The sequence below is a fragment of the Pseudomonas sp. BF-B-26 genome (assembly GCF_019956495.1).
Taxonomy (GTDB): Bacteria; Pseudomonadota; Gammaproteobacteria; order Pseudomonadales; family Pseudomonadaceae; genus Aquipseudomonas.
The window spans coordinates 178,736-202,208 of the sequence record NZ_JAHBDP010000058.1; the positions used below are offsets into that span (position 1 = coordinate 178,736).

At 60.7% G+C, this 23,473-nt stretch carries 18 protein-coding genes; 16 read left to right on the forward strand and 2 right to left on the reverse strand.

The annotated features are described in order from the left end of the window. Positions 1-132 precede the first annotated feature (132 nt). Together KGB03_RS07720 and KGB03_RS07725 are read right to left on the reverse strand one after the other, a co-directional pair. Entirely contained in the window at positions 133-3,411 is a 3,279-nt protein-coding gene (locus tag KGB03_RS07720) for an EAL domain-containing protein (RefSeq protein WP_223526731.1), read from the reverse strand. Between the two features lie 64 nt (positions 3,412-3,475). Then, positions 3,476-4,366, reverse strand: a complete 891-nt coding sequence (locus tag KGB03_RS07725; protein WP_111450539.1) for a LysR family transcriptional regulator — start codon at positions 4,364-4,366, stop codon at positions 3,476-3,478. Between the two features lie 146 nt (positions 4,367-4,512). On the opposite strand from KGB03_RS07725, the gene leuC reads away from it, so the two are divergent. The 16 genes from leuC to KGB03_RS07805 all read left to right on the forward strand — a co-directional run bounded on the left by leuC (position 4,513) and on the right by KGB03_RS07805 (position 23,359). Next, complete coding sequence (gene leuC, locus KGB03_RS07730; RefSeq protein WP_008151269.1) at positions 4,513-5,931, forward strand: 3-isopropylmalate dehydratase large subunit; 1,419 nt, start codon at positions 4,513-4,515, stop codon at positions 5,929-5,931. 10 nt (positions 5,932-5,941) lie between these two features. Next, positions 5,942-6,586: a 3-isopropylmalate dehydratase small subunit gene (gene leuD / locus KGB03_RS07735; protein ID WP_223526732.1), complete on the forward strand. Its 645-nt coding sequence runs from the start codon at positions 5,942-5,944 to the stop codon at positions 6,584-6,586. Positions 6,587-6,756: 170 nt separating this feature from the next. Next, on the forward strand, positions 6,757-7,524 hold the full coding sequence (locus KGB03_RS07740) for a class I SAM-dependent methyltransferase (RefSeq protein ID WP_111450538.1): 768 nt from the start codon (positions 6,757-6,759) through the stop codon (positions 7,522-7,524). Positions 7,525-7,586: 62 nt separating this feature from the next. Continuing rightward, positions 7,587-8,669, forward strand: coding sequence for a 3-isopropylmalate dehydrogenase (gene leuB, locus KGB03_RS07745; protein WP_223526733.1), 1,083 nt, complete (start codon positions 7,587-7,589; stop codon positions 8,667-8,669). Positions 8,670-8,738: 69 nt separating this feature from the next. Beyond that, on the forward strand, positions 8,739-9,851 hold the full coding sequence (gene asd, locus KGB03_RS07750; protein ID WP_111450536.1) for an aspartate-semialdehyde dehydrogenase: 1,113 nt from the start codon (positions 8,739-8,741) through the stop codon (positions 9,849-9,851). Positions 9,852-10,090: 239 nt separating this feature from the next. Further along, positions 10,091-11,101, forward strand: a complete 1,011-nt coding sequence (locus tag KGB03_RS07755) for an aspartate-semialdehyde dehydrogenase (RefSeq protein ID WP_223526734.1) — start codon at positions 10,091-10,093, stop codon at positions 11,099-11,101. A gap of 207 nt (positions 11,102-11,308) precedes the next feature. Beyond that, complete coding sequence (locus KGB03_RS07760) at positions 11,309-14,236, forward strand: FimV/HubP family polar landmark protein (RefSeq protein ID WP_223526735.1); 2,928 nt, start codon at positions 11,309-11,311, stop codon at positions 14,234-14,236. A 278-nt stretch (positions 14,237-14,514) separates the two neighbouring features. Continuing rightward, positions 14,515-15,369, forward strand: a complete 855-nt coding sequence (truA, locus tag KGB03_RS07765) for a tRNA pseudouridine(38-40) synthase TruA (RefSeq protein ID WP_111450533.1) — start codon at positions 14,515-14,517, stop codon at positions 15,367-15,369. A gap of 63 nt (positions 15,370-15,432) precedes the next feature. After that, on the forward strand, positions 15,433-16,053 hold the full coding sequence (locus KGB03_RS07770; RefSeq protein WP_111450532.1) for a phosphoribosylanthranilate isomerase: 621 nt from the start codon (positions 15,433-15,435) through the stop codon (positions 16,051-16,053). A 182-nt stretch (positions 16,054-16,235) separates the two neighbouring features. Next, the gene (gene accD, locus KGB03_RS07775) at positions 16,236-17,156 is read left to right on the forward strand and encodes an acetyl-CoA carboxylase, carboxyltransferase subunit beta (RefSeq protein ID WP_218537413.1); all 921 of its coding nucleotides are present in this window, start codon (positions 16,236-16,238) and stop codon (positions 17,154-17,156) included. Continuing rightward, the gene (gene folC / locus KGB03_RS07780; RefSeq protein WP_223526736.1) at positions 17,153-18,460 is read left to right on the forward strand and encodes a bifunctional tetrahydrofolate synthase/dihydrofolate synthase; all 1,308 of its coding nucleotides are present in this window, start codon (positions 17,153-17,155) and stop codon (positions 18,458-18,460) included. Before accD ends, folC begins: the two co-directional genes overlap by 4 nt. Then, positions 18,444-19,103, forward strand: coding sequence for an SPOR domain-containing protein (locus tag KGB03_RS07785; RefSeq protein WP_223526737.1), 660 nt, complete (start codon positions 18,444-18,446; stop codon positions 19,101-19,103). Before folC ends, KGB03_RS07785 begins: the two co-directional genes overlap by 17 nt. A 98-nt stretch (positions 19,104-19,201) precedes the next feature. Next, positions 19,202-19,762: a CvpA family protein gene (locus KGB03_RS07790; protein WP_008145596.1), complete on the forward strand. Its 561-nt coding sequence runs from the start codon at positions 19,202-19,204 to the stop codon at positions 19,760-19,762. A 41-nt stretch (positions 19,763-19,803) separates the two neighbouring features. After that, the gene (gene purF / locus KGB03_RS07795; RefSeq protein WP_008145601.1) at positions 19,804-21,309 is read left to right on the forward strand and encodes an amidophosphoribosyltransferase; all 1,506 of its coding nucleotides are present in this window, start codon (positions 19,804-19,806) and stop codon (positions 21,307-21,309) included. Positions 21,310-21,374: 65 nt separating this feature from the next. Beyond that, entirely contained in the window at positions 21,375-22,586 is a 1,212-nt protein-coding gene (locus KGB03_RS07800) for an O-succinylhomoserine sulfhydrylase (RefSeq protein ID WP_046047729.1), read from the forward strand. Next, positions 22,583-23,359, forward strand: a complete 777-nt coding sequence (locus KGB03_RS07805; protein ID WP_008145603.1) for an SDR family oxidoreductase — start codon at positions 22,583-22,585, stop codon at positions 23,357-23,359. Before KGB03_RS07800 ends, KGB03_RS07805 begins: the two co-directional genes overlap by 4 nt. The last annotated feature ends 114 nt before the right edge of the window (positions 23,360-23,473 follow it).

Sequence of the window (23,473 nt, forward strand, 5' to 3'; positions counted from 1 at the left end):
TCGGCTGCGAAGCAGTCGTGAAATCAGGTGATGCAGTGTGTCAGTAACACCGAGTGCATAAGTTTTACGACTGCTGCGCAGCCGAACGGGGATAAATCCCCTCGCCACTACGCAGCTGCTACGAGGTCCGCGTCATTTGAGCAGTTTCTGGAAGTCCTCCGCCGGCAACGGCGGGCTGTGCAAATACCCCTGATAGAAATGGCAGCCCAGCCCCTGCAAGAATTCCAGCTGCTCCGGCGTCTCTACCCCTTCGGCAATCACTTTCAATTCCAGGCTGCGGGCCATGGCAACGATGGCGCGGATGATCTCGGCGTCGTTGGGGTCGGTGGTGGCGTCGCGGATGAACGATTGGTCGATTTTCAGGGTGTCGACCGGCAGACGCTTTAGGTAGGTCAGCGAGGAGTAACCGGTGCCGAAATCGTCCATCGCGAAACTCACGCCGAGTTTTTTCAGGCTGCGCATTTTTTTGATGGTGTCTTCCAGGTTCTGGATCACGATGCCTTCGGTGATTTCCAGTTTCAGCAGCGAGAAGGGCAGGCCGTGGCTTTCGAGGCTGTGTTCGATGCGTTCGACAAAGTCATTCTGACGAAATTGCCGTGGGCTGATGTTGACGCACAGGCTGAAGTCCAGCGGATTGACCAGGCCTTTGGCGATTAGTTGTTTGAAGGCGCTGCAGGCTTCGTCGACGATCCAGGTACCCACTTCCAGAATCAGCCCGCTGTCCTCCAGCACCTTGATGAATTCGGTGGGGGATTGCGCGCCGAGTTCTGGATGGTTCCAGCGCACCAGCGCTTCGGCGCCGACGATGCGGTCGTTCCGGGCGTCGACCTGAGGCTGGTAATGCACGCGGAACTCACCCCGGGAAAGGGCCAGGCGCAGGTCGGTTTCCATGCGCAAGCGTTCGCTCGCCGCCTTCTGCATGGTGTTGTGGTACATCTGCGCGGTGTTGCGGCCCGAATCCTTGGCCCGGTAGAGGGCGATGTCGGCGCGCTTGAGCAGGTCGGTCGGGGTCGAACCGTGATCGGGAATCAGCGCGATGCCAATGCTCGGGGTGACTTGCAGGCGTTGTCCGTCGAGAAACATCGGCTCCGACAGCAATTCACGCAAGGTGTCTGCCAGTTGCAGGACTTGCTCGCTGACCTCGTTGCGCGAGCCTTCGAGTCCGCTGAGCAGCACCACGAATTCGTCACCGCCCAGACGCGCGACGGTGTCTTCCATGCGCACGCTGGCTTCGAGGCGCGCGGTGATGATTTTCAGCACGGTATCGCCCACCGGATGACCGAGCGAATCATTGATGTGCTTGAAGTGATCAAGGTCGAGAAACATCAGGGCGCCGCGCAGGTTGTGGCGCTTGAGCAGGGCAATCTGCTGACTCAGGCGATCCATCAGCAGGGCGCGGTTGGGCAGGTTGGTCAACGGGTCGTGGTAGGCCAGGTGGCGGATCTGCGCTTCGGCATTTTTCAACAGGCTGACGTCCCGCGCGGTCAGCAGCAGGCAGGCGGTTTCGTTGAGGGTGATCGGTTCTACCGAGACTTCTACGGTCAGCAACTCGCCGCGTTTATTGCGCCCGAGCATTTCCTGGTGATGCACCCGGCCCTTGATCTGCAGTTCGGCGAGCAGCGCCGAACGTTGTTTTTCCTCGGCCCAGATGCCGACCTGATACACCGTGCGCCCAACCACTTCATCGGCGCGGTAGCCGGTCAGGCGGCAGAAACCGTCGTTAACCTCTAGATAACGCCCGGTGTCGCGCTCGGTGATGGTGATAGCGTCGGGGCTGGAGTGGAAGGCCTTGGCGAACTTCTCTTCACTGGCCTTGAGCGCGGCTTCCGAGCGTTGCTGCTGAGTGATATCGCGCAGGGTGGTGACGATGCACGGCTGATCGCCGACGCTGATCTGGCGGCTGGAAATCACGCAGGTCAGGGCTTGCCCGTCTTTGTGCTGAACGAGGATCGCCACATTGTTCAGACCCTGTTCGCGGATGACCCGCTCGATCCGTCGCAGGCTTTGCGCCGAAGCGTCCCATAGTCCGATTTCGTCGGCGACGCGGCCAATCACATCGGCGGCGCTCCAGCCGAAGGTCTGGGTGAAGCTGGAGTTGATCTCGATAAATTGGCCGGTGTCCTGACGGGTCACGCAAATCGGGTCCGGGCTGACCTGGAACAGGGTGGCGAACTTCTCTTCGGACGCCACCAGCAGCTGTTCGCGCTCCACCTGATCGGTGATGTCGAGCAGGGTGCCGGCCATGCGCAGCGGAGCACCGTTTTCATCGCGATAGAGTCGGGCGCGGCTTTCCAGGAAGCGCGAGCTGCCGTCCGGCAGTTGCACGCGGTAGGTCAGTTGATAATTGCCGGCCGGGCCTTCTCGCAGGCTGCGATAGGCATCACGCATGGAGCCACGTTCTTCGTCGGGCACGCCTTCGAAAAACTCGTCGAAGGATTCATGGAAGGGTATGGCTTCCAGCCCATGTAGCTGGGCGGCGCGTGCCGAGCCGTACAGCATGCCGCTGGGGATGTGCCAGTCCCAGGTACCCAGTTGCGCCGAATCCAGCGCCAGGTCGAGGCGCTCCTGGCTGTCTTTCAGGGCAAGCTCGGCGGCTTTGCGTTCGGTGGTGTCCAGAAACGTACTCAGCAGGTACGGCTGGCCTTCGAGCTCAACTTTTTGTGCGCTGAGGATGCCGTCGTGGATCTGGCCGTTGCTGGCACGAAATTGCACCTCCATGTTGATCAGTTCGCCCTTGGCCTTGGTGGCTTTGACCAGTTGCGCCCGTTGCTCCGGATGCACCCAGAGGCCCAGTTCCAGGGTGGTGCGACCAATAGCGTTCTGTACTGGCCAGCCAAACAGGCTTTCGAAATACTGGTTGGCTTCGCTGATCAGGCCGTCTTCCTGGCGAGTCAGCAGGACCATGTTCGGACACAGGTGGAACAGCGTGGCGAAGCGTTTTTCCGAGCTGCTCAACGCCTGTTCGCGCTGGCGCTGGTGGGTGATTTCGCGGATGACGCCGATCATCCGTGGCCGGCCGTGTTTGTCCGGCAGCAGGCTGCCGTTGATTTCCAGCCAGTGCAGGCTGCCGTCGGGCCAGCGGATGCGGTGATGCATCGCCTGTTCCAGCGGGGCGCCGGCGATCACCGCGTCGAAGGCGCGAATGGTTTTCGCCCGATCCTCTGGCGGCAGCAAGTCGAGGTATTCCAGATCCGCCGGCAGCGGTTGCCGGGGATCGAAGCCGAACAGCGCCTGGGTACCCCGCGACCAACTGATCTGCCCGCGCTCGATGTCCCAATACCAAGCGCCCAGATGTGCACCGTTGAGGGCGGCCAGCAATTGTGGGGCGCTTTCCCAGCTCTGCTCGGACCGTTTTGGGTCAAGCGCCTGTATACGCGGCATCGGCGGAATACGGTCAACAGATTTCGGCATTGGCAAGCCTTGGCTGAGTGAGGTGTCAGGTCAGTGACTCGAGGCCCTATAGACGTAGCACAGCTTAGCCGAGAGTTCCTGGCAGATCGATTTGTGCATCCAGCAAGGCCATGAAGGCTCGCGCCGCATTCGATAGTGTCCTTTCTGTGTGCAGGATATAGCCTAGCTGGCGAGTGAGTTGTATGCCCGGTAATGGTATTCGGGCCACTTGATCGTCAAGCATAGTGCGCGGCAACACGCTCCAGGCCAGGCCGATCGAGACCATCATCTTGATGGTTTCCAGATAATTCGTGCTCATGGCGATGTTTGGCGTCAGGCCTTGAGCTTCGAACAGACGCCGGACGATGTGGTGAGTAAAGGTGTTGCCGCCGGGGAAAACTGCCGGGTGCAGGGCAATGTCCGCCAGGCTGACCGGGCCGTGGCTGATCAGTGAATGCTCCGGGGCGACCACGAAGTCCAGCGGGTCGTCCCACACCGGCGTGGCCTTGACCAATGCGTGGGGCTCCGGCGCCAGGGTGATGACCGCCAGTTCGGCGCGGCCATGGAGGATTTCTTCGTAGGCCACTTCCGAATCGAGGAACTGAATATCCAGCGCAACTTGCGGGTAACGTCGGGTGAACTCCCTTAATAAGGGGGGCAAGCGGTGCAGCCCGATGTGATGGCTGGTGGCCAGGGTCAGGCGGCCGGACACTTCGCCGGTCAGATTGGTCAGGGCGCGGCGCGTGTCGTCCAGCACATTCAGAATCTGATAGGCCCGCGGCAGCAAGGCGCGTCCAGCCTCGGTCAGGCTGACTTCACGGCCCAGGCGATCGAACAGGCGCACCTTCAATTGCTGTTCCAACCCGGCAATTCGCTTGCTGATGGCCGGTTGCGTCAGGTGCAGCCGTTCGCCAGCGCCGGAGAAGCTACCGGTCTCGGCAATCGCGATAAAAGCATTGAGGTTGGCGAGGTCCATTGCAGTATTCCAGTTGGTTATCCAAAGCATAAAAAATATGAATTTGAGTTATTTAATGTAACCCCCTAGGATCGACCTCACAAGCCAAGGGGTTATTGAATTGTTCAAAACCCAGGGCATAGAAACACGCTGATGAGGACCGTCTGATGGCCGGCAAAACGCTTTACGACAAGCTTTGGGATTCCCATGAAGTGAAACGGCGCGACGATGGGTCGTCGCTGATCTATATCGACCGCCACATCATCCATGAAGTGACTTCGCCCCAAGCTTTCGAAGGCCTGCGACTGGCCGGGCGCAAGCCTTGGCGCGTCGACTCGATCATCGCGACTCCGGACCACAACGTACCGACCACTCCGGATCGCAAGGGCGGCATTGAAGCGATTACCGATCAGGTCTCGCGTTTGCAGGTTCAGACCCTCGATGACTACTGCGACGAATATGGCATCACCGAATTCAAAATGAATGACGTGCGTCAGGGCATCGTTCACGTGATCGGTCCTGAGCAGGGCGCCACCTTGCCGGGCATGACCGTGGTCTGCGGCGACTCGCACACCTCGACCCACGGCGCGTTTGGCGCATTGGCCCACGGCATCGGGACTTCCGAGGTCGAGCACGTGTTCGCCACGCAATGCCTGGTCGCCAAGAAAATGAAAAACATGCTGGTGTCGGTCGAAGGCAAATTGCCGTTCGGCGTGACCGCCAAGGACATCGTGCTCGCGGTGATCGGCAAGATCGGCACCGCCGGCGGTAACGGCCACGCCATCGAGTTCGCCGGCAGCGCCATTCGCGATTTGTCCGTCGAAGGCCGCATGACCATCTGCAACATGTCCATCGAAGCCGGCGCTCGTGTTGGCCTGGTGGCTGCCGACGAAAAAACCGTGGCTTACGTCAAGGGTCGTCCATTTGCCCCGAAAGGTGCGGAATGGGACATGGCGGTCGAAGCCTGGAAAGACCTGGTGTCCGACGCTGATGCCGTGTTCGACACCGTGGTCGAGCTCGACGCTACTCAGATCAAACCGCAAGTCAGCTGGGGCACCTCGCCCGAGATGGTCCTGGCGGTGGATCAGAACGTGCCGGACCCGGCGAAGGAAATGGACCTGGTCAAGCGCGGTTCCATCGAACGCGCCTTGAAATACATGGGTTTGAGCGCCAATCAGGCGATCACCGACATTCAACTGGACCGCGTGTTCATTGGTTCCTGCACCAACTCGCGGATCGAAGACTTGCGCGCTGCGGCGGTGATCGCCAAGGGCCGTAAAGTCGCTTCGACCATCAAGCAAGCCATCGTCGTGCCGGGCTCGGGCCTGGTGAAGGCGCAAGCCGAGGCCGAAGGCCTGGACAAGATTTTCCTCGAAGCCGGTTTCGAGTGGCGTGAACCGGGTTGCTCGATGTGCCTGGCGATGAACCCGGACCGTTTGGAGTCGGGCGAGCATTGCGCCTCGACCTCCAACCGCAACTTCGAAGGGCGTCAGGGCGCCGGTGGCCGTACGCACCTGGTCAGCCCGGCCATGGCCGCGGCGGCTGCCGTCCACGGTCGTTTCATCGACGTTCGCGAACTGATCTGAGGAACCGCACATGAGAGCTTTTACCCAACACACCGGTTTGGTCGCGCCATTGGACCGTGCCAACGTCGACACTGACCAGATCATTCCGAAGCAGTTCTTGAAGTCGATCAAGCGCACCGGTTTTGGCCCGAACCTGTTCGACGAATGGCGCTACCTGGACGTGGGCTATGCCTACCAGGACAACTCCAAGCGTCCGCTGAACAAGGACTTCGTGCTCAATGCCGAGCGTTATCAGGGCGCCAGCGTGCTGCTGGCCCGCGAGAACTTCGGTTGCGGCTCCAGCCGTGAACACGCGCCATGGGCGCTGGAAGAGTACGGTTTTCGCAGCATCATTGCGCCGAGCTACGCCGACATCTTCTACAACAACAGCTTCAAGAACGGCTTGTTGCCGATCATCTTGACCGACGCTGAAGTGGATGAGTTGTTCCAGCTAGTCGAGGCGAATCCGGGTTACGAGTTGACGGTCGACCTGCAAGCCCAGACCGTCACCCGGCCTGATGGCAAGGTCTACAGCTTTGAACTTGACGAGTTCCGCAAGCATTGCTTGGTCAACGGCCTGGACGACATCGGCCTGACCTTGCAGGACCACGAAGCGATTGCGGCGTTTGAAGCCAAACACCGTGCGAGCCAGCCGTGGTTGTTTCGCGACGTTTGATTGATCCGAGATTGTTGTAGACAGGGCGGGCCTCTTCGTCGGAGCGCCGCCCGGAGCAAGCCCGCTCCCACAGGGGTTTTGTGTACGCCGAAAATCCACTGTGGGAGCGGGCTTGCTCGCGAAGGCGGCAGCCCAGACATCACAAGGCTTAACCCTAAAAAGGAAGTCCCATGACCAGCACCGCCCAGCACAGCCAAGTCGTACAAAAGCAATTCGGTGAACAAGCCTCGGCCTATCTGAGCAGCGCCGTACACGCTCAGGGCACCGAATTTGCGTTGCTACAGGCAGAGCTGGCAGGGCAGGGCGATGCCCGGGTGCTGGACCTGGGTTGCGGCGCCGGACACGTGAGTTTTCATGTGGCGTCGTTGGTGAAAGAAGTGGTGGCCTACGACCTGTCCCAGCAAATGCTCGACGTGGTCGCCGCAGCGGCGATTGATCGTGGTTACAGCAATGTCACGACGGTCAACGGCGCCGCCGAGCGCCTGCCATTCGCCGATGGCGAATTCGATTTCGTCTTCAGCCGTTATTCGGCGCACCATTGGAGCGATCTCGGCCTGGCCCTGCGTGAGGTTCGCCGGGTGCTGAAGCCGGGCGGCGTGGCGGCCTTCATCGATGTGTTGTCACCGGGCAGTCCGTTGTTCGACACTTACCTGCAAAGCGTCGAAGTGCTGCGCGACACCAGCCATGTGCGCGATTATTCCGCCGGCGAGTGGTTACGTCAGGTCAGCGAAGCGGGGTTGCATACCCGTAGCACCACCCGTCAACGGCTGCGTCTGGAGTACACCTCCTGGGTCGAGCGCATGCGCACACCAGAAGTGATGCGCGCCGCGATTCTGGAGTTGCAGCAATCGATGGGCAACGAAGTGCGCGACTATTTTGAGATTGAGGCCGATGGCTCGTTCAGTACAGATGTACTGGTGCTGATGGCTGAAAGATAAGCGTCAAACGAATTTTTCCGGGCGTGCCCCAAGGGCGCACCGACTGATGACATGAGGAAAGCATGAGCAAGCAGATTCTGATTCTCCCAGGTGACGGTATTGGCCCGGAAATCATGGCCGAAGCGGTCAAGGTGCTGGCGCTGGCGAACGACAAGTACAGCCTGGGCTTCGAGCTGAGCCATGACGTGATCGGTGGCGCTGCCATCGACAAGCACGGCGTGCCGCTGGCTGACGAAACCCTGGACCGTGCACGCGCAGCTGACGCTGTACTGCTGGGCGCCGTGGGCGGCCCGAAATGGGACACCATCGAACGTGACATCCGCCCTGAGCGCGGCCTGCTGAAAATTCGTGCGCAACTGGGCCTGTTCGGCAACCTGCGTCCGGCGATCCTGTACCCGCAACTGGCCGAGGCTTCGAGCCTGAAGCCTGAAATCGTGGCTGGCCTGGATATCCTGATCGTCCGCGAACTGACCGGCGGTATCTACTTCGGCGCGCCACGTGGCACTCGCACCCTGGAAAACGGCGAGCGTCAGGCTTACGACACACTGCCGTACAGCGAAAGCGAAATCCGTCGCATTGCCCGTGTCGGTTTCGACATGGCCATGGTTCGCGGCAAGAAGCTGTGCTCGGTGGACAAGGCCAACGTGCTGGCTTCCAGCCAACTGTGGCGTGAAATCGTCGAGGAAGTGGCCAAGGATTACCCGCAAGTCGAACTGAGCCACATGTACGTCGACAACGCTGCCATGCAGCTGGTGCGTGCGCCGAAGCAGTTTGACGTGATCGTCACCGACAATATGTTCGGCGACATTCTTTCCGACCAGGCGTCGATGCTCACCGGTTCCATCGGCATGCTGCCGTCGGCGTCCCTGGATACCAACAACAAGGGCATGTACGAGCCGTGCCACGGTTCGGCGCCGGACATCGCTGGCAAAGGCATTGCCAACCCGTTGGCGACCATTTTGTCGGTGTCGATGATGCTGCGTTACAGCTTCAATCTGCAGGATGCGGCCGATGCGATCGAGAAGGCCGTCAGTCTGGTATTGGACCAAGGCCTGCGTACGGGCGACATCTGGTCGGCCGGTTGCACTAAAGTCGGTACGCAGGAAATGGGCGACGCAGTAGTCGCCGCGCTGCGGAATCTGTAATCTCTCTGGCCCGCTGCAACTTTCACTCTTGAAAGCAGCGGCCCACTTTTTAAAGAAGGTGTAGTTGCGATGAAACGTGTAGGTCTGATCGGTTGGCGCGGTATGGTCGGTTCCGTGCTCATGCAGCGGATGCTGGAAGAGCAGGATTTCGATCTTATTGAGCCGGTGTTTTTCACCACTTCCAATGTCGGTGGCCAAGGCCCGTCCGTGGGCAAGGACATTGCTCCGCTCAAGGACGCTTACAGCATTGATGAGCTGAAAACCCTCGACGTGATTCTGACCTGCCAGGGTGGCGACTACACCAGCGAAGTGTTCCCGAAGCTGCGCGAAGCCGGCTGGCAGGGTTACTGGATCGACGCCGCTTCCAGCCTGCGCATGCAGGATGACGCGGTGATCGTGCTGGACCCGGTGAACCGCAAGGTCATCGACCAGCAGCTCGACGCGGGCACCAAGAACTACATCGGCGGCAACTGCACCGTCAGCCTGATGCTGATGGGCCTGGGTGGCCTGTTCGAAGCCGGCCTGGTGGAGTGGATGAGCGCCATGACCTATCAGGCGGCCTCCGGTGGCGGCGCGCAGCACATGCGTGAACTGATCAAGCAAATGGGTGTGACCCACGCCGCTGTCGCCGATCAACTGGCCGACCCGGCCAGCGCCATCCTCGACATCGACCGCCGTGTGGCGGAAGCCATGCGCAGCGACGCGTACCCGACCGAAAACTTCGGCGTACCGCTGGCCGGCAGCCTGATCCCGTGGATTGACAAGGAACTGCCAAACGGTCAGAGCCGCGAAGAGTGGAAGGCCCAGGCCGAGACCAACAAGATCCTGGGTCGCTTCAAGAGCCCGATCCCGGTCGATGGTATCTGCGTGCGTATCGGCGCCATGCGCTGCCACAGCCAGGCGCTGACCATCAAACTGAACAAAGACGTGCCGATCGCTGATATCGAAGGGCTGATCAGCCAGCACAACCCTTGGGTCAAACTGGTGCCGAACAACCGCGAAATCAGCATGCAGGAGCTGAGCCCTACAAAGGTCACCGGTACCCTGAACGTGCCGGTTGGCCGTCTGCGCAAGCTGAACATGGGCACGCAGTATGTCGGCGCGTTCACCGTCGGCGACCAACTGCTGTGGGGCGCGGCCGAACCGCTGCGTCGCATGCTGCGGATCCTGCTTGAGCGTTGATCGGTTGAAGTCATAAAAGAACCCGTGCCTTGAAAGAGGTACGGGTTTTTTGGTTTCTGGGCGTCTGTTAAGTCGCCATCGCGAGCAAGCTCGGCTCCTACAGGTTTGCATATACCCTTGTAGGAGCCGAGCTTGCTCGCGATGAGGCCGGCGCAGGCACCACAAATCCCCGGCAGAATTGCCTGCATGCCAACCACCCGGTAAAGTGCCGCTCCCCCCGTTTCGCCAGAGGTAGAACCATGAGCCAGTCCCTTGATATTGCCGTGATCGGCGCCACCGGTACTGTCGGCGAAACGCTCGTGCAGATTCTCGAAGAGCGCGACTTCCCGGTCGGCAATCTGCACCTGCTCGCCAGCAGCGAATCGGCCGGGCATTCAGTGCCGTTTCGCGGCAAGAACGTACGGGTGCGGGAAGTCGATGAGTTCGACTTCAGTAAAGTCCAGCTGGTGTTCTTCGCTGCCGGCCCGGCGGTAACCCTGAGTTTCGCTTCGCGTGCCACAGCCGCCGGTTGCTCGCTGATCGACCTGTCCGGCGCCTTGCCGGCTGATCAGGCGCCACAGGTCGTGCCTGAAGCCAACGCGCAGGTGCTGGCCGGTTTGAAAAAGCCGTTCCAGGTCAGCAGTCCAAGCCCTTCGGCCACTACACTGGCGGTTGTGCTGGCACCGTTGCTCGGCTTGCTCGATCTGCAACGCATCAATTTGACCGCCAGCCTGGCCGTCTCCGCCCAAGGCCGCGAAGCCGTCACCGAGCTGGCACGGCAAACGGCCGAGCTGCTCAATGTGCGTCCGCTGGAGCCAACCTTCTTCGATCGGCAGATGGCCTTCAACCTGCTGGCGCAAGTGGGCAAGCCTGATGATCAAGGTCATACGCTGCTGGAAAAACGCCTGGTGCGCGAGCTGCGTCAGGTCATGGCGCTGCCTTTATTAAAGATTTCCGTGACTTGCATTCAAGCCCCGGTGTTTTTTGGCGATAGCTTTAACGTGACCTTGCAGTCAGCGAGCGACATCGACCTGGCAAAAGTCAACGCCGCCCTGGAAGACGCGCCCGGTATCGAGCTGGTGGAAGCCGGCGATTACCCGACGCCGGTAGGCGATGCGGTAGGGCAGGACGTGGTCTACGTTGGTCGGGTTCGCCACGGGATCGACGACCTGTCGGAACTTAATTTGTGGCTGACGTCAGATAACGTACGCAAAGGCGCCGCGCTCAATGCTGTGCAGGTGGCTGAATTGTTGATAAAAGACCTGCTGTAAAAGATACTTGGCAACAATTTGTCGTATGAATCCAGCCGGGCGCTATGCTTGGCCGGACTGCTGAAGGCGGGCTCCCTCCGGGGCTTTGCGTGGCATGAATGAAATGATCGCGCGCGACGACTCTTCGCCGCCGCACGCAATGCCTTACGGCAGCGACTATCAATACCTTCTCGCTGGCCGAGGAATGTTCAAACAAAGGATGAGGCTATGGTTCAAGTTCGCAAACTGGTGTTAGCAATAGCGGCCGCCTCGGCGCTGTCCTCCGGTATGGCGCATGCCCTCGGGCTCGGGGAATTGACCCTGAAGTCGACGCTGAACCAGCCCCTGGTGGCAGAAATCGAGTTGCTCGACGTCAAGGACCTCTCCGCTGCCGAAGTGGTGCCGAGCCTGGCTTCGCCTGAAGATTTCGCCAAGGCCGGTGTCGACCGCCAGGCGTTTCTCAATGACCTGACCTTTACCCCGGTGCTCAACGCCAGCGGCAAAAGCATCCTGCGTGTGACGTCCAGCAAACCACTCTCCGAACCCATGGTGAAATTTCTGGTGCAGGTGATGTGGCCCAACGGTCGCCTGCTGCGCGATTACAGCGTGCTGCTCGATCCGTCCAAATTCTCGCCGCAAACCGCTGAAGCGGCTGCGCAGCCTGCACCGACGCAAACCGTCACCGTACCGGTGACCGGTGGCACCAAAGCAACCCAATACACCACCGCGCCGCGCGATACCCTGTGGGAAATCGCCGAGAAGACGCGCAATGGCGGCTCGGTCCAGCAAACCATGCTGGCCATCCAGGCGTTGAATCCGGATGCCTTTATCGACGGCAACATCAACCGGTTGAAAGCCGGTCAGGTGCTGCGTCTGCCGGATCAGGCGCAGAGCACGAATCTGCCGCAACCGAAGGCAATTGCCGAAGTCTCCGCGCAGAACACCGCGTGGCGTCAGGGTCGTCGCTACGTGGCGAAGCCCGGGACCGGACAGCAGCAGCTCGATGCCACCAAACGTGCTCGCGGTGAAGGCCCTTCGTCGCAAACGGCGACAGACAAGCTGAGCCTGGTCTCTGCCGAGTCCGGCAAGGCCGGTGGCAAAGGCGCAGCGGGCGATGCCAAGAATTTGAGCAACAAGCTGGCCGTGACCCAGGAAAGCCTCGACACGACCCGTCGTGACAACGCCGAACTGAAAAGCCGCATGACCGATCTGCAAAGTCAGCTGGACAAGCTGCAACGCCTGATCGAGCTGAAGAACAATCAACTGGCCAAGTTGCAGGCTGAAGGCGCGGCGGGGGCGCCGGCACCAGGTGCGACCGCTCCGGCAATGTCAGCCGAACTGGCGGCCAATTCTGATGCAACGCCTGCACCTGCGCCTGAAGCGGCTGCTCCCGAGGCCACTACGCCTCCGGCCGAGCAGCCTGCCGAGCCGACGCCGGCAGCCTCCGACGATCAGCAATTCAAAGAACTACTGACCAATCCGTGGCTGCTGGGCTTGGCAGGTGGCGGTGCCGTGGTGGCATTGTTCCTGCTGTTGTTGCTGGCACGTCGCCGCAAAGCCCAGCAAGAAGCCGAGAAGCATGTGCGCATGGCCCGTGATTTGGCCGAGGAGCAGGCGTTCTCAGCTGAGCTCGACCTGCCAAAAGGCATCTTCGATGATTTGGAAGTGCCGCCGCCGAGCGTGAAGCTCGCTACCGCGCCAACCCCAACGCCACCGCCTGCACCAGCCAAGGCTCCCGCGCCGGCTCCGGTGATTGCTCCGGTTGTGGTAACGCCGCCGATCGCTGCGCCATTGGTTTCGCCTGCTGGCGAGCGCAATGACGATGTGTTGAGCAAGGCGCAGTCGCACATCACTGCCGGTCGTCTGAATCAGGCGGCTGCCTTGCTGGAAGACGGGATCAAGCAAGAGCCGCAACGCAGTGACTTGCGCCTCAAGCTGATGGAAGTCTACGGTCAGCAAGGCGATCGCGATGCATTCGTTGCCCAGGAACGCCAGCTGGTGGCCAACGGGGACAACTTTGCTCAGGTCGAAAAACTCAAGAGCCGCTTCCCGGCCATGGTCATTGCGGCAGCCGGAGGTATCGCAGCCGCTGCAATCGCTGCCGAACTGGACGCGCAATACGTCAAGGATCTGCTGCTGGACGAGCCTGAGGCGCCGGCACCGGCTGTGCCTGATGACTTCGACACTGCGTTCGATTTAAGCCTGGATGATCTGGAAACTGCCTCGGCGGCAGGGGTTGCACCAGAGCCAGAGCCAGAACCAGAACTCGATGATCTCGACAGTGCTTTCGATTTGAGCCTGGATGATCTGGAAACTGCCTCGCCGGCAGTGGTTGCACCCGAGCCAGCACCGGAACCAGCATCAGAAAAACCTGAACCTGAACCTGAACCTGAACCTGAACCTGAACCTGAACCTGAACCTGAACCTGAACCTGAACCTGAACCTGGGCTCGATGATCTCGACAGTGCCTTCGATTTGAGCCTGGATGATCTGGAAGCGGCCTCTCCGGCAGTGGTTGCACCAGAACCAGAACCAAAAGCAGAGCCAGTGTCTGTGGCTGAGCTGGACGCGTTCCCGCTGGACGACGACCTGAGCTTCGAGTCGGTGTTGCAGCAGCAGACCGACATCAAGGAAAACCTCGATGACCTGTCGGACTTCGACCTGGATATGGATCTCGGTGGGGATGCCTCGCCAGCGACCCTGGCCGAAGACGACTTCCTGTTGAGCCTGGATGACGGCGTCAAGGACCTTGATATACCTGTCGCTGAAGCGCCGGCTGTTCCTGCGGCTGCGCTGGACGATCTGGAGCTGCCAGCCGATTTCGACCTGTCGCTGGCTGACGAAATGGACGCGCCAGACGCTCCGGACGCGTTTGCCGCCGAACTGGAAGACGTCAACGCCGAACTGGATCGTCTGTCCCAGAGCCTTGGCGAGCCGAGCTTTACGGCGGAAGATGCGATGGCCTCCGCCGCTGACGAGCCGGAATTCGATTTCCTTTCCGGCACCGACGAAGTCGCGACCAAACTCGATCTGGCCCAGGCCTACATCGACATGGGCGACGCCGACGGCGCCCGGGACATCCTCAATGAAGTGGTGACCGAGGGTGATTCAGGTCAGAAGACCGAAGCCAAGGAAATGCTTTCGCGTCTGGCTTGATTGATCGGTAAGGCGTAAACCAAACGGCAGCCCATTGAGGCTGCCGTTTTGTTTCAGTCCACGACAGCTCATTCCCACGCTCTGCGTGGGAATGCCGCCAGGGACGCTCCGCGTTCCGCTTCTGAATGTGACGCAGAGCGTCACGGGATGCATTCCCACGCAGAGCGTGGGAACGATCAACCCCGACACGTAAGGCCACAAAAAACATACGCCTCTGGCGTCCCTGCCTGACAGCCTTATAATGCCCGCCTTTGCGTATATCAGCAGGCTGTCACTCCTTGGCAAATATAGATAATCCGGCCGCCGAACTGGCGGCCGAGGGCTTTTTTCGGATCGCGTTGGGCGTTGAATACAAGGGCTCGCGCTATCGCGGCTGGCAGCGCCAGGCCTCCGGCGTACTCACCGTGCAGGAGACGCTCGAAAAGGCCTTGTCCAAAGTCGCCGACTCACCGGTGTCACTGCTCTGCGCCGGGCGTACGGATGCCGGCGTGCATGCGTGCGGCCAGGTGGTGCATTTCGATACTCAGGTCGAGCGTTCGATGAAAGCCTGGGTCATGGGCGCCAATATCAATTTGCCTCACGACGTCAGTGTCAGCTGGGCCAAGGTCATGCCGGCGCATTTTCATGCGCGGTTCAAGGCCATTGCCCGGCGCTATCGCTACGTGATCTACAACGATCAGATCCGCCCGGCGCACCTGAACGAAGAAATCACCTGGAATCACCGTCCGCTGGACGTCGAGCGCATGGCCGAGGCGGCGCAGTACCTGGTCGGCACCCACGATTTCAGCGCTTTCCGTGCCGGCCAGTGCCAGGCCAAATCGCCGATCAAGGAACTGCATCACCTGCGCGTCACGCGCCACGGCAAGATGATCGTGCTGGACATCCGCGCCAGCGCCTTCCTGCACCACATGGTGCGCAACATTGCTGGCGTGCTGATGACTATCGGTGCCGGCGAGCGCCCGGTGGAGTGGATGAAAGAAGTGCTGGAGAGCCGCATTCGCCGTTCCGGTGGGGTGACGGCGCACCCGTACGGCCTGTACCTGGTGCAGGTCGAGTACCGCGACGAGTTCCAATTGCCCGAGCGTTACATCGGGCCGCACTTCCTGACCGGTTTCTCGGAACTTGACGGCTGACGCCTTCGAACGCTTTTGTTACCATCCGGGACTTTCTCGGATTTACCTTGGGGTTCTATCGACATGTCGGCCGTTCGCAGCAAGATTTGTGGGATTACCCGCATAGAAGATGCGTTGGCGGCGGTTGAGGCCGGGGCTGATGCGATCGGATTTGTGTTCTACGCCAAAAGCCCTCGGGCCGTGACGTTTCAGCAGGCGCGCTCGATCATCGAGGCGTTGCCGCCGTTCGTGACCACCGTAGGGTTGTTCGTCAATGCCAGCCGCTGCGAGTTGGGGGAAATCCTCGACGCCGTGCCGCTGGACCTGTTGCAGTTCCATGGCGACGAAACCGCGGCCGAGTGCGAAGGCTGGCACCGTCCGTACATCAAGGCGCTACGGGTCAAGGCCGGTGACGACATCGCGGCCGCATGCGATGCGTTTCCAGGCGCCAGCGGTATCCTGCTCGACGCCTACGTTGAAGGCGTACCCGGCGGAACCGGTGAAGCGTTTGACTGGTCTCTGATACCGCAAGGCTTGAGCAAGCCGATCATCCTGGCGGGCGGCTTGACGCCGGACAACGTCGCCGAGGCGATTGCAAGGGTTCGGCCTTATGCCGTGGACGTCAGCGGCGGGGTGGAGGCGAGCAAGGGCATCAAGGATCACGCAAAGATTCAGGCATTCATCAAAGCGGTACGCGGAAGCTGATGTGACGGCTGGCACACTGCCGCCGTCCACAGGCATGGCTGAGGGTTTTTGGGGTGTACGCAGGTCACGCTTCACTGACCCGGCAACCCATCGATCATCGCCACACACATGAATTTAGCTCAAGGGCATACGCGGGGCTGCGAACCAGAGTGTTCGGGCCGCCGGTACTGGAGAAAGAAAGCATGAGCAACTGGTTAGTAGACAAACTGATCCCTTCGATCATGCGTTCCGAGGTCAAGAAGAGCTCGGTGCCTGAAGGTCTTTGGCACAAATGCCCGTCTTGCGAGGCTGTGCTGTATCGTCCGGAGCTGGAAAAGACCCTGGACGTTTGCCCCAAGTGCAACCACCACATGCGTATCGGCGCACGCGCCCGCATTGATATCTTCCTTGACGCTGAAGGCCGTGCCGAACTGGGCGCGGACCTGGAGCCGGTTGACCGTCTGAAGTTCCGCGACGGCAAGAAGTACAAGGATCGCCTGAGCGCTGCGCAGAAGCAGACCGGCGAAAAAGACGCCCTGATATCCATGAGCGGCACCTTGCTGGGTATGCCGGTGGTGGTGGCAGCCTTCGAATTCTCCTTCATGGGTGGTTCGATGGGCGCCATCGTTGGTGAGCGTTTTGTTCGCGCTGCCAACTACGCGCTGGAAAACCGTTGCCCAATGATCTGCTTCGCCGCTTCCGGCGGTGCGCGGATGCAGGAAGCCCTGATTTCTCTGATGCAAATGGCCAAGACCTCTGCGGTGCTGGCGCGTCTGCGTGAAGAAGGCATTCCGTTCATCTCCGTGCTGACCGACCCGGTCTACGGTGGTGTTTCCGCCAGTCTGGCGATGCTCGGCGACGTGATTGTCGGTGAGCCGAAAGCCCTGATCGGCTTCGCCGGTCCGCGCGTGATCGAGCAGACCGTGCGTGAAAAACTGCCGGAAGGCTTCCAGCGCAGCGAATTCCTGCTGGAACACGGTGCGATCGACATGATCATCCACCGCCAGGAACTGCGTCCGCGTCTGGGCAATCTGCTGGCACAAATGATGGGCCTGCCGACGCCGAAATTCGTCGCCGCGCCAATCGAGCCAATCGTGGTTCCACCGGTACCCGCCAACCTATGATCGAACGTACCCTTGGCGAGTGGCTCGCCTACCTTGAGCAGTTGCACCCTTCAGCCATCGACATGGGCCTGGAGCGCTCGCAACAGGTAGCGTCCCGCATGGGACTGGGCAAGCCGGCGCCTCGGGTGATTACGGTCACCGGCACCAACGGCAAAGGTTCTACCTGCGCATTCGTGGCTTCGTTGCTGCGGGCGCAGGGCCTGAGCGTCGGTGTCTACAATTCTCCGCACCTGCTGCGTTACAACGAGCGGGTGCAGGTCAATGGCGTCGAAGCCACTGACGCCGAGCTGTGCAAAGCCTTTGCTGCGGTCGAGGCGTGGCGTGGCGACACATCCCTGACGTATTTCGAAATGGGCACCCTCGCGGCGTTCTGGCTGTTTCAACACGCCAGTCTCGATGCAGTGGTGCTGGAAGTCGGGCTGGGCGGGCGTCTGGACACGGTCAATGTGGTCGATGCCGACATGGCGCTGGTCACCAGCATCGGTGTCGATCACGCGGACTATCTGGGTGATACCCGTGAATCCGTAGCGTTCGAAAAGGCCGGCATCTTCCGCCAGGGCGCGCCTGCGCTGTGTGGCGACCTGAATCCTCCACAGCCTCTGCTGGATAAAGCGCGCGAGCTCAATTGCCCGTTTTTCCTGCGTGGGCGCGATTTCGACCTCGGCATCACCGATCACAACTGGCAATGGCGCGGTCTTGACGCTCAAGGGCGTGTGGTTGAGCTGCATGATCTGCCGTTGCTCGATCTGCCGATGGAAAACGCCGCGCTGGCGTTGCAGGCTTACCTGTTGCTCGGGTTGCCTTGGGTGGATGCCCACATTATTGCTGCGCTGAAAGCCACACGGGTGGTCGGTCGCCTCGATCGCCGTCAGTTTGACTGGCAGGGCAAGCGCCTGAACCTGTTACTGGACGTGGGGCATAACCCCCATGCGGCAGAGTATCTGGCTCGCCGTCTGGCCAGCCGTCCACCGGCCGGCAAGCGTCTGGCAGTGTTCGGACTGTTGGCAGACAAGGATCTGGATGGTGTTGTCGGTGAATTGAATGCTAGTGTCCAGCATTGGGGCGTCGCGCCGCTGGATTCACCGCGAGCACGCCCGGTTGCCGATTTGCACGCGGCGTTGCGCAACCTTGGCGCCTCGGTAACATCCTATGACAGCGTGGCCGCCGCCCTGGAAGGGCAGTGCGCGCTGGCGACGAGCGACGACGAGATTCTGTTGTTCGGATCATTTTATTGTGTCGCCGAGGCCCTCGAATGGCTGGCCCGGCGCTCCACGGAGGAAGCGGCAAATGGCATTGCTGGATAAGGCATACAAACAGCGCATGGTCGGTGCCCTGGTTCTGGTAGCGCTGGCGGTGATTTTCCTGCCGATGCTGTTTTCCCGTCAGGATGAACAGCGTCAAGTGACGGTTGACGCCCCGGCTGCGCCGCAAGCGCCTGCGGTGCCGCCAGTTCAGGTGGAGCCGGTGGTGGTGCCTGAGCCGCAAGCGCTGCCTCAGGAACCTGTGCCGAGTGATGATGAAATCGCTCAGCAAGAAGCACCGTCGACAGTGATTTCCCCGAGCGTGCCGGTGGCGCCTGCGCCTGCCGCCAAACCGGTCGCGCCAGCACCTGCGCCGGTCAACAAACCAACGGTTGCACCTGGCCAGCCCATCACGGCTGCACCGGGCAAGCCGGACACGACACAAAGCCGCGTCGATGCCAATGGCCTGTCGGTCAGTTGGTCGGTGCAACTGGCCAGCCTGTCGAGTCGTGCAAGTGCAGAAAGCCTGCAGAAATCCCTGCGCAGCCAGGGCTACAACGCCTACATTCGTACTGCCGACGGCAAGAATCGGGTGTTTGTCGGGCCGCTGATCGAGCGGGCAGAAGCTGATCGTCTGCGTGACTTGTTGAGCCGCCAGCAGAGCCTCAAGGGTTTTGTGGTGCGTTTCCAGCCTGAGCGTGGCTAAAACTATCGACCTGATTTGAAATGCACTGACAATCGCAGCTTACCGACAGCCATGCGCTCTGCTAAAATGCGCCGCCTTATCCGTCTGTAGGCTGCACTGTGCCATTTACCTGGGTTGACTGGGCGATCGTTGCAATCGTCGCCATCTCCGCATTGATCAGTCTGAGCCGCGGCTTTGTCAAAGAAGCACTGTCGCTGGTGACCTGGATCATCGCAGGAGTCGTCGCCTGGATGTTCGGTGGTTCATTGTCCGAGTACCTCGCCGGATACATCCAAACGCCGTCGGCCCGTGTGATCACGGGCTGTGCCATCATGTTTGTCGCCACGCTAATCGTAGGCGCGATGATCAATTATCTTATCGGCGAATTGGTTCGCGTCACCGGGCTGTCCGGGACCGATCGATTCCTCGGCATGGCCTTTGGCGCCGCGCGTGGCGTGTTGCTGGTGGTCGTGGCGGTCGGGCTGTTGAGCCTGGGGCCGGTACAGCAGGACGGGTGGTGGAAAGAGTCACAGCTCGTGCCAAAATTTCTATTGGTTGCAGACTGGTCCAAAAACCTGATTCTGGGGTGGAGCAGTCAGTGGCTTGCCAGCGGTATCAGCGTACCCGCTGAGATACCGTTCAAGGAGCACCTCTTGCCGATGGCCAAAACGCCTCAGTGAGTTGTGTTCAGTTCAGATCCATTAAGTAGGGGTTGCGTCGCATGTGTGGCATCGTCGGTATCGTCGGTAAGTCGAACGTCAATCAGGCGCTGTATGACGCGCTAACCGTCCTCCAGCACCGCGGCCAGGACGCTGCCGGTATCGTGACCAGCCATGATGGCCGGTTATTCCTGCGCAAGGACAATGGCCTGGTACGTGACGTGTTCCATCAGCGTCACATGCAGCGCCTGGTCGGTCACATGGGTATTGGCCATGTGCGTTACCCGACCGCGGGCAGTTCGACTTCGGCCGAAGCCCAACCGTTTTACGTCAACTCGCCTTACGGCATCACCCTGGCGCACAACGGTAACCTGACCAACGTTGAACAGCTGGCCAAGGAGATTTACGAATCTGACCTGCGCCACGTCAACACCAACTCCGATTCGGAAGTGCTGCTCAACGTGTTCGCTCACGAACTGGCCCAGCGCGGCAAGTTGCAGCCAACCGAAGAAGACGTGTTCGCGGCTGTTACTGACGTGCACAACCGTTGCGTCGGTGGTTACGCGGTTGTGGCGATGGTGACCGGTTACGGCATCGTCGGTTTCCGCGACCCGCACGGCATCCGCCCGATCGTCTTCGGTCAGCGTCACACCGACGAAGGCGTCGAGTACATGATCGCCTCCGAAAGCGTTTCCCTGGACGTGCTCGGTTTCACCCTGATTCGCGACCTGGCGCCGGGCGAAGCGGTCTACATCACTGAAGACGGCAAGCTGCACACCCGTCAGTGTGCGACCAACCCGTCCCTGACCCCGTGCATCTTCGAACACGTCTATCTGGCGCGTCCGGATTCGATCATCGACGGCGTGTCGGTCTATAAGGCACGCCTGCGCATGGGCGAGAAACTCGCCGAGAAGATTCTGCGCGAGCGTCCGAACCACGACATCGACGTGGTCATCCCGATTCCGGATACCAGCCGCACCGCGGCCCTCGAGTTGGCGAACCACTTGGGCGTCAAGTTCCGCGAAGGCTTCGTGAAGAACCGCTACATCGGCCGGACCTTCATTATGCCGGGCCAGGCTGCACGGAAAAAATCCGTACGCCAGAAGCTCAACGCCATCGAGCTGGAATTCCGCGGCAAGAACGTGATGCTGGTGGACGACTCCATCGTTCGCGGCACCACCTGCAAGCAGATCATCCAGATGGCCCGCGAAGCCGGCGCCAAGAACGTCTACTTCTGCTCCGCAGCACCGGCCGTTCGTTACCCGAACGTCTACGGCATCGACATGCCGAGCGCACACGAGTTGATCGCCCACAACCGTTCGACCCAGGACGTGGCTGATCTGATCGGCGCTGACTGGTTGATCTATCAGGACTTGCCTGACTTGATCGAAGCGGTTGGTGGCGGCAAGATCAAGATCGAGAAGTTCGATTGCGCGGTGTTCGACGGTCAGTACGTCACCGGTGACGTCGACGAGGCTTACCTGAACAAGATCGAGCAGGCGCGTAACGATGCCTCCAAGGTCAAGACGCAGGCAGTCAGCGCGATCATTGATCTGTATAACAACTGAGTAACTACCGGCCCTGAGGGGCCGGTTTTGTATCTACTAAAAAGAGCAAGGCAAGGAGTGACAGCATGAGTCAGGATTGGGATGCCGGTCGGCTGGACAGCGACCTCGAAGGCGTAGCGTTCGACACCCTGGCCGTACGCGCCGGTCAGCACCGCACGCCGGAAGGCGAACACGGCGATCCGATGTTCTTCACTTCCAGCTACGTATTCCGTACCGCCGCCGACGCGGCCGCGCGCTTTGCCGGTGAAGTGCCGGGCAACGTTTACTCGCGCTACACCAACCCGACCGTGCGTGCGTTCGAAGAGCGCATTGCCGCGCTGGAAAGCGCCGAACAAGCCGTGGCCACGGCGACCGGCATGGCTGCGATCATGGCGGTGGTGATGAGCCTGTGCAGTGCCGGCGATCACGTGCTGGTATCGCGCAGCGTGTTCGGTTCGACCATCAGTCTGTTCGAGAAGTACTTCAAGCGCTTTGGCATTGAAGTCGATTACGTGCCTCTGGCGGACTTGTCCGGCTGGGATGCGGCGATCAAGGCCAACACTAAACTGCTGTTCGTCGAATCGCCCTCCAATCCGCTGGCAGAGCTGGTAGACATCGCCGAACTGTCGAAAATCGCTCACGCCAAAGGCGCGATGCTGGTGGTCGACAACTGCTTCTGCACCCCTGCGTTGCAGCAGCCGCTGAAGATGGGCGCGGACATCGTCGTGCACTCGGCGACCAAGTTCATCGACGGCCAGGGCCGTTGCATGGGCGGTGTTGTGGCCGGTCGCAGCGAGCAGATGAAAGAAGTCGTCGGTTTCCTGCGCACTGCCGGGCCGACCCTGAGCCCGTTCAACGCCTGGATCTTCCTCAAGGGCCTGGAAACCCTGAGCCTGCGCATGAAGGCTCACTGCGCCAATGCCCAGCAACTGGCCGAATGGCTGGAGCAGCAGGAAGGCATCGAGAAAGTCCATTACGCCGGTCTCAAAAGCCATCCGCAGCATGAGCTGGCCCTGCGTCAGCAGAAAGGCTTTGGTGCGGTCGTGAGTTTCGAGGTCAAGGGCGGCAAAGAGGGCGCCTGGCGTTTCATCGATGCGACTCGCCTGATTTCCATCACCGCCAACCTCGGTGACAGCAAAACCACCATTACGCACCCAAGCACCACCTCTCACGGCCGTCTGGCGCCGCAAGAGCGTGAAGCCGCGGGCATTCGTGACAGCCTGATCCGCATCGCGGTCGGCCTGGAAGACGTAGCAGACCTGCAAGCCGATCTGGCGCGCGGGTTGGCTGCCTTGTGATCGAGTTGTCCACGCCAGGCACTGGCACCAACGGCCGAGTTGCACTGGTCACGGGTGCTGCGCGGGGCATTGGTCTGGGGATCTCGGCCTGGCTGATCAGCGAAGGCTGGCAGGTGGTGCTGACTGATCTCGATCGAGTGCGCGGTTCGAAAGTGGCGAAGGTGCTCGGCGACAACGCCTGGTTCATCGCCATGGATGTCTCGAACGAAGGGCAGGTGGCATTGGGTGTCGCCGAGGTACTGGGGCAGTTCGGGCGTCTGGATGCGCTGGTGTGCAACGCGGCGGTTGCCGATCCGCACAACATCACCCTTGAAAGCCTGGATCTGGCGTACTGGAATCGGGTGCTGGCGGTGAATCTCAGTGGGCCGATGCTGTTGGCCAAGCACTGTGCGCCGTACCTGCGCGCTCACAGCGGCGCGATCGTCAACCTGGCCTCGACCCGCGCCGGGCAGTCGGAACCCGACACCGAGGCTTATGCGGCCAGCAAGGGCGGCCTGTTGGCCCTGACTCATGCCTTGGCGATCAGCCTCGGGCCGGAAATCCGCGTCAATGCGGTCAGCCCGGGCTGGATCGATGCGCGGGATCCCTCCGCACGTCGTGCCGAGCCTCTGACCGATGCCGATCATGCCCAGCATCCGGCGGGCAGGGTAGGGACGGTCGAGGATGTGGCGGCGATGGTCGCCTGGCTGTTGTCGAAGAACGCCGGTTTTGTCACAGGCCAGGAGTTCGTGGTCGATGGCGGCATGACCAAGAAGATGATTTACAGCGAGTAATTCGAGCAGGGGCCGCGACAGCGGCGGCTTGAGGTTGCAGGCGGCCATTGGCAGCGCTGCGGGAAATGACATGATTTTGTCTTTTTCAGAAAAACTTCAAGCGGGGTATTGACT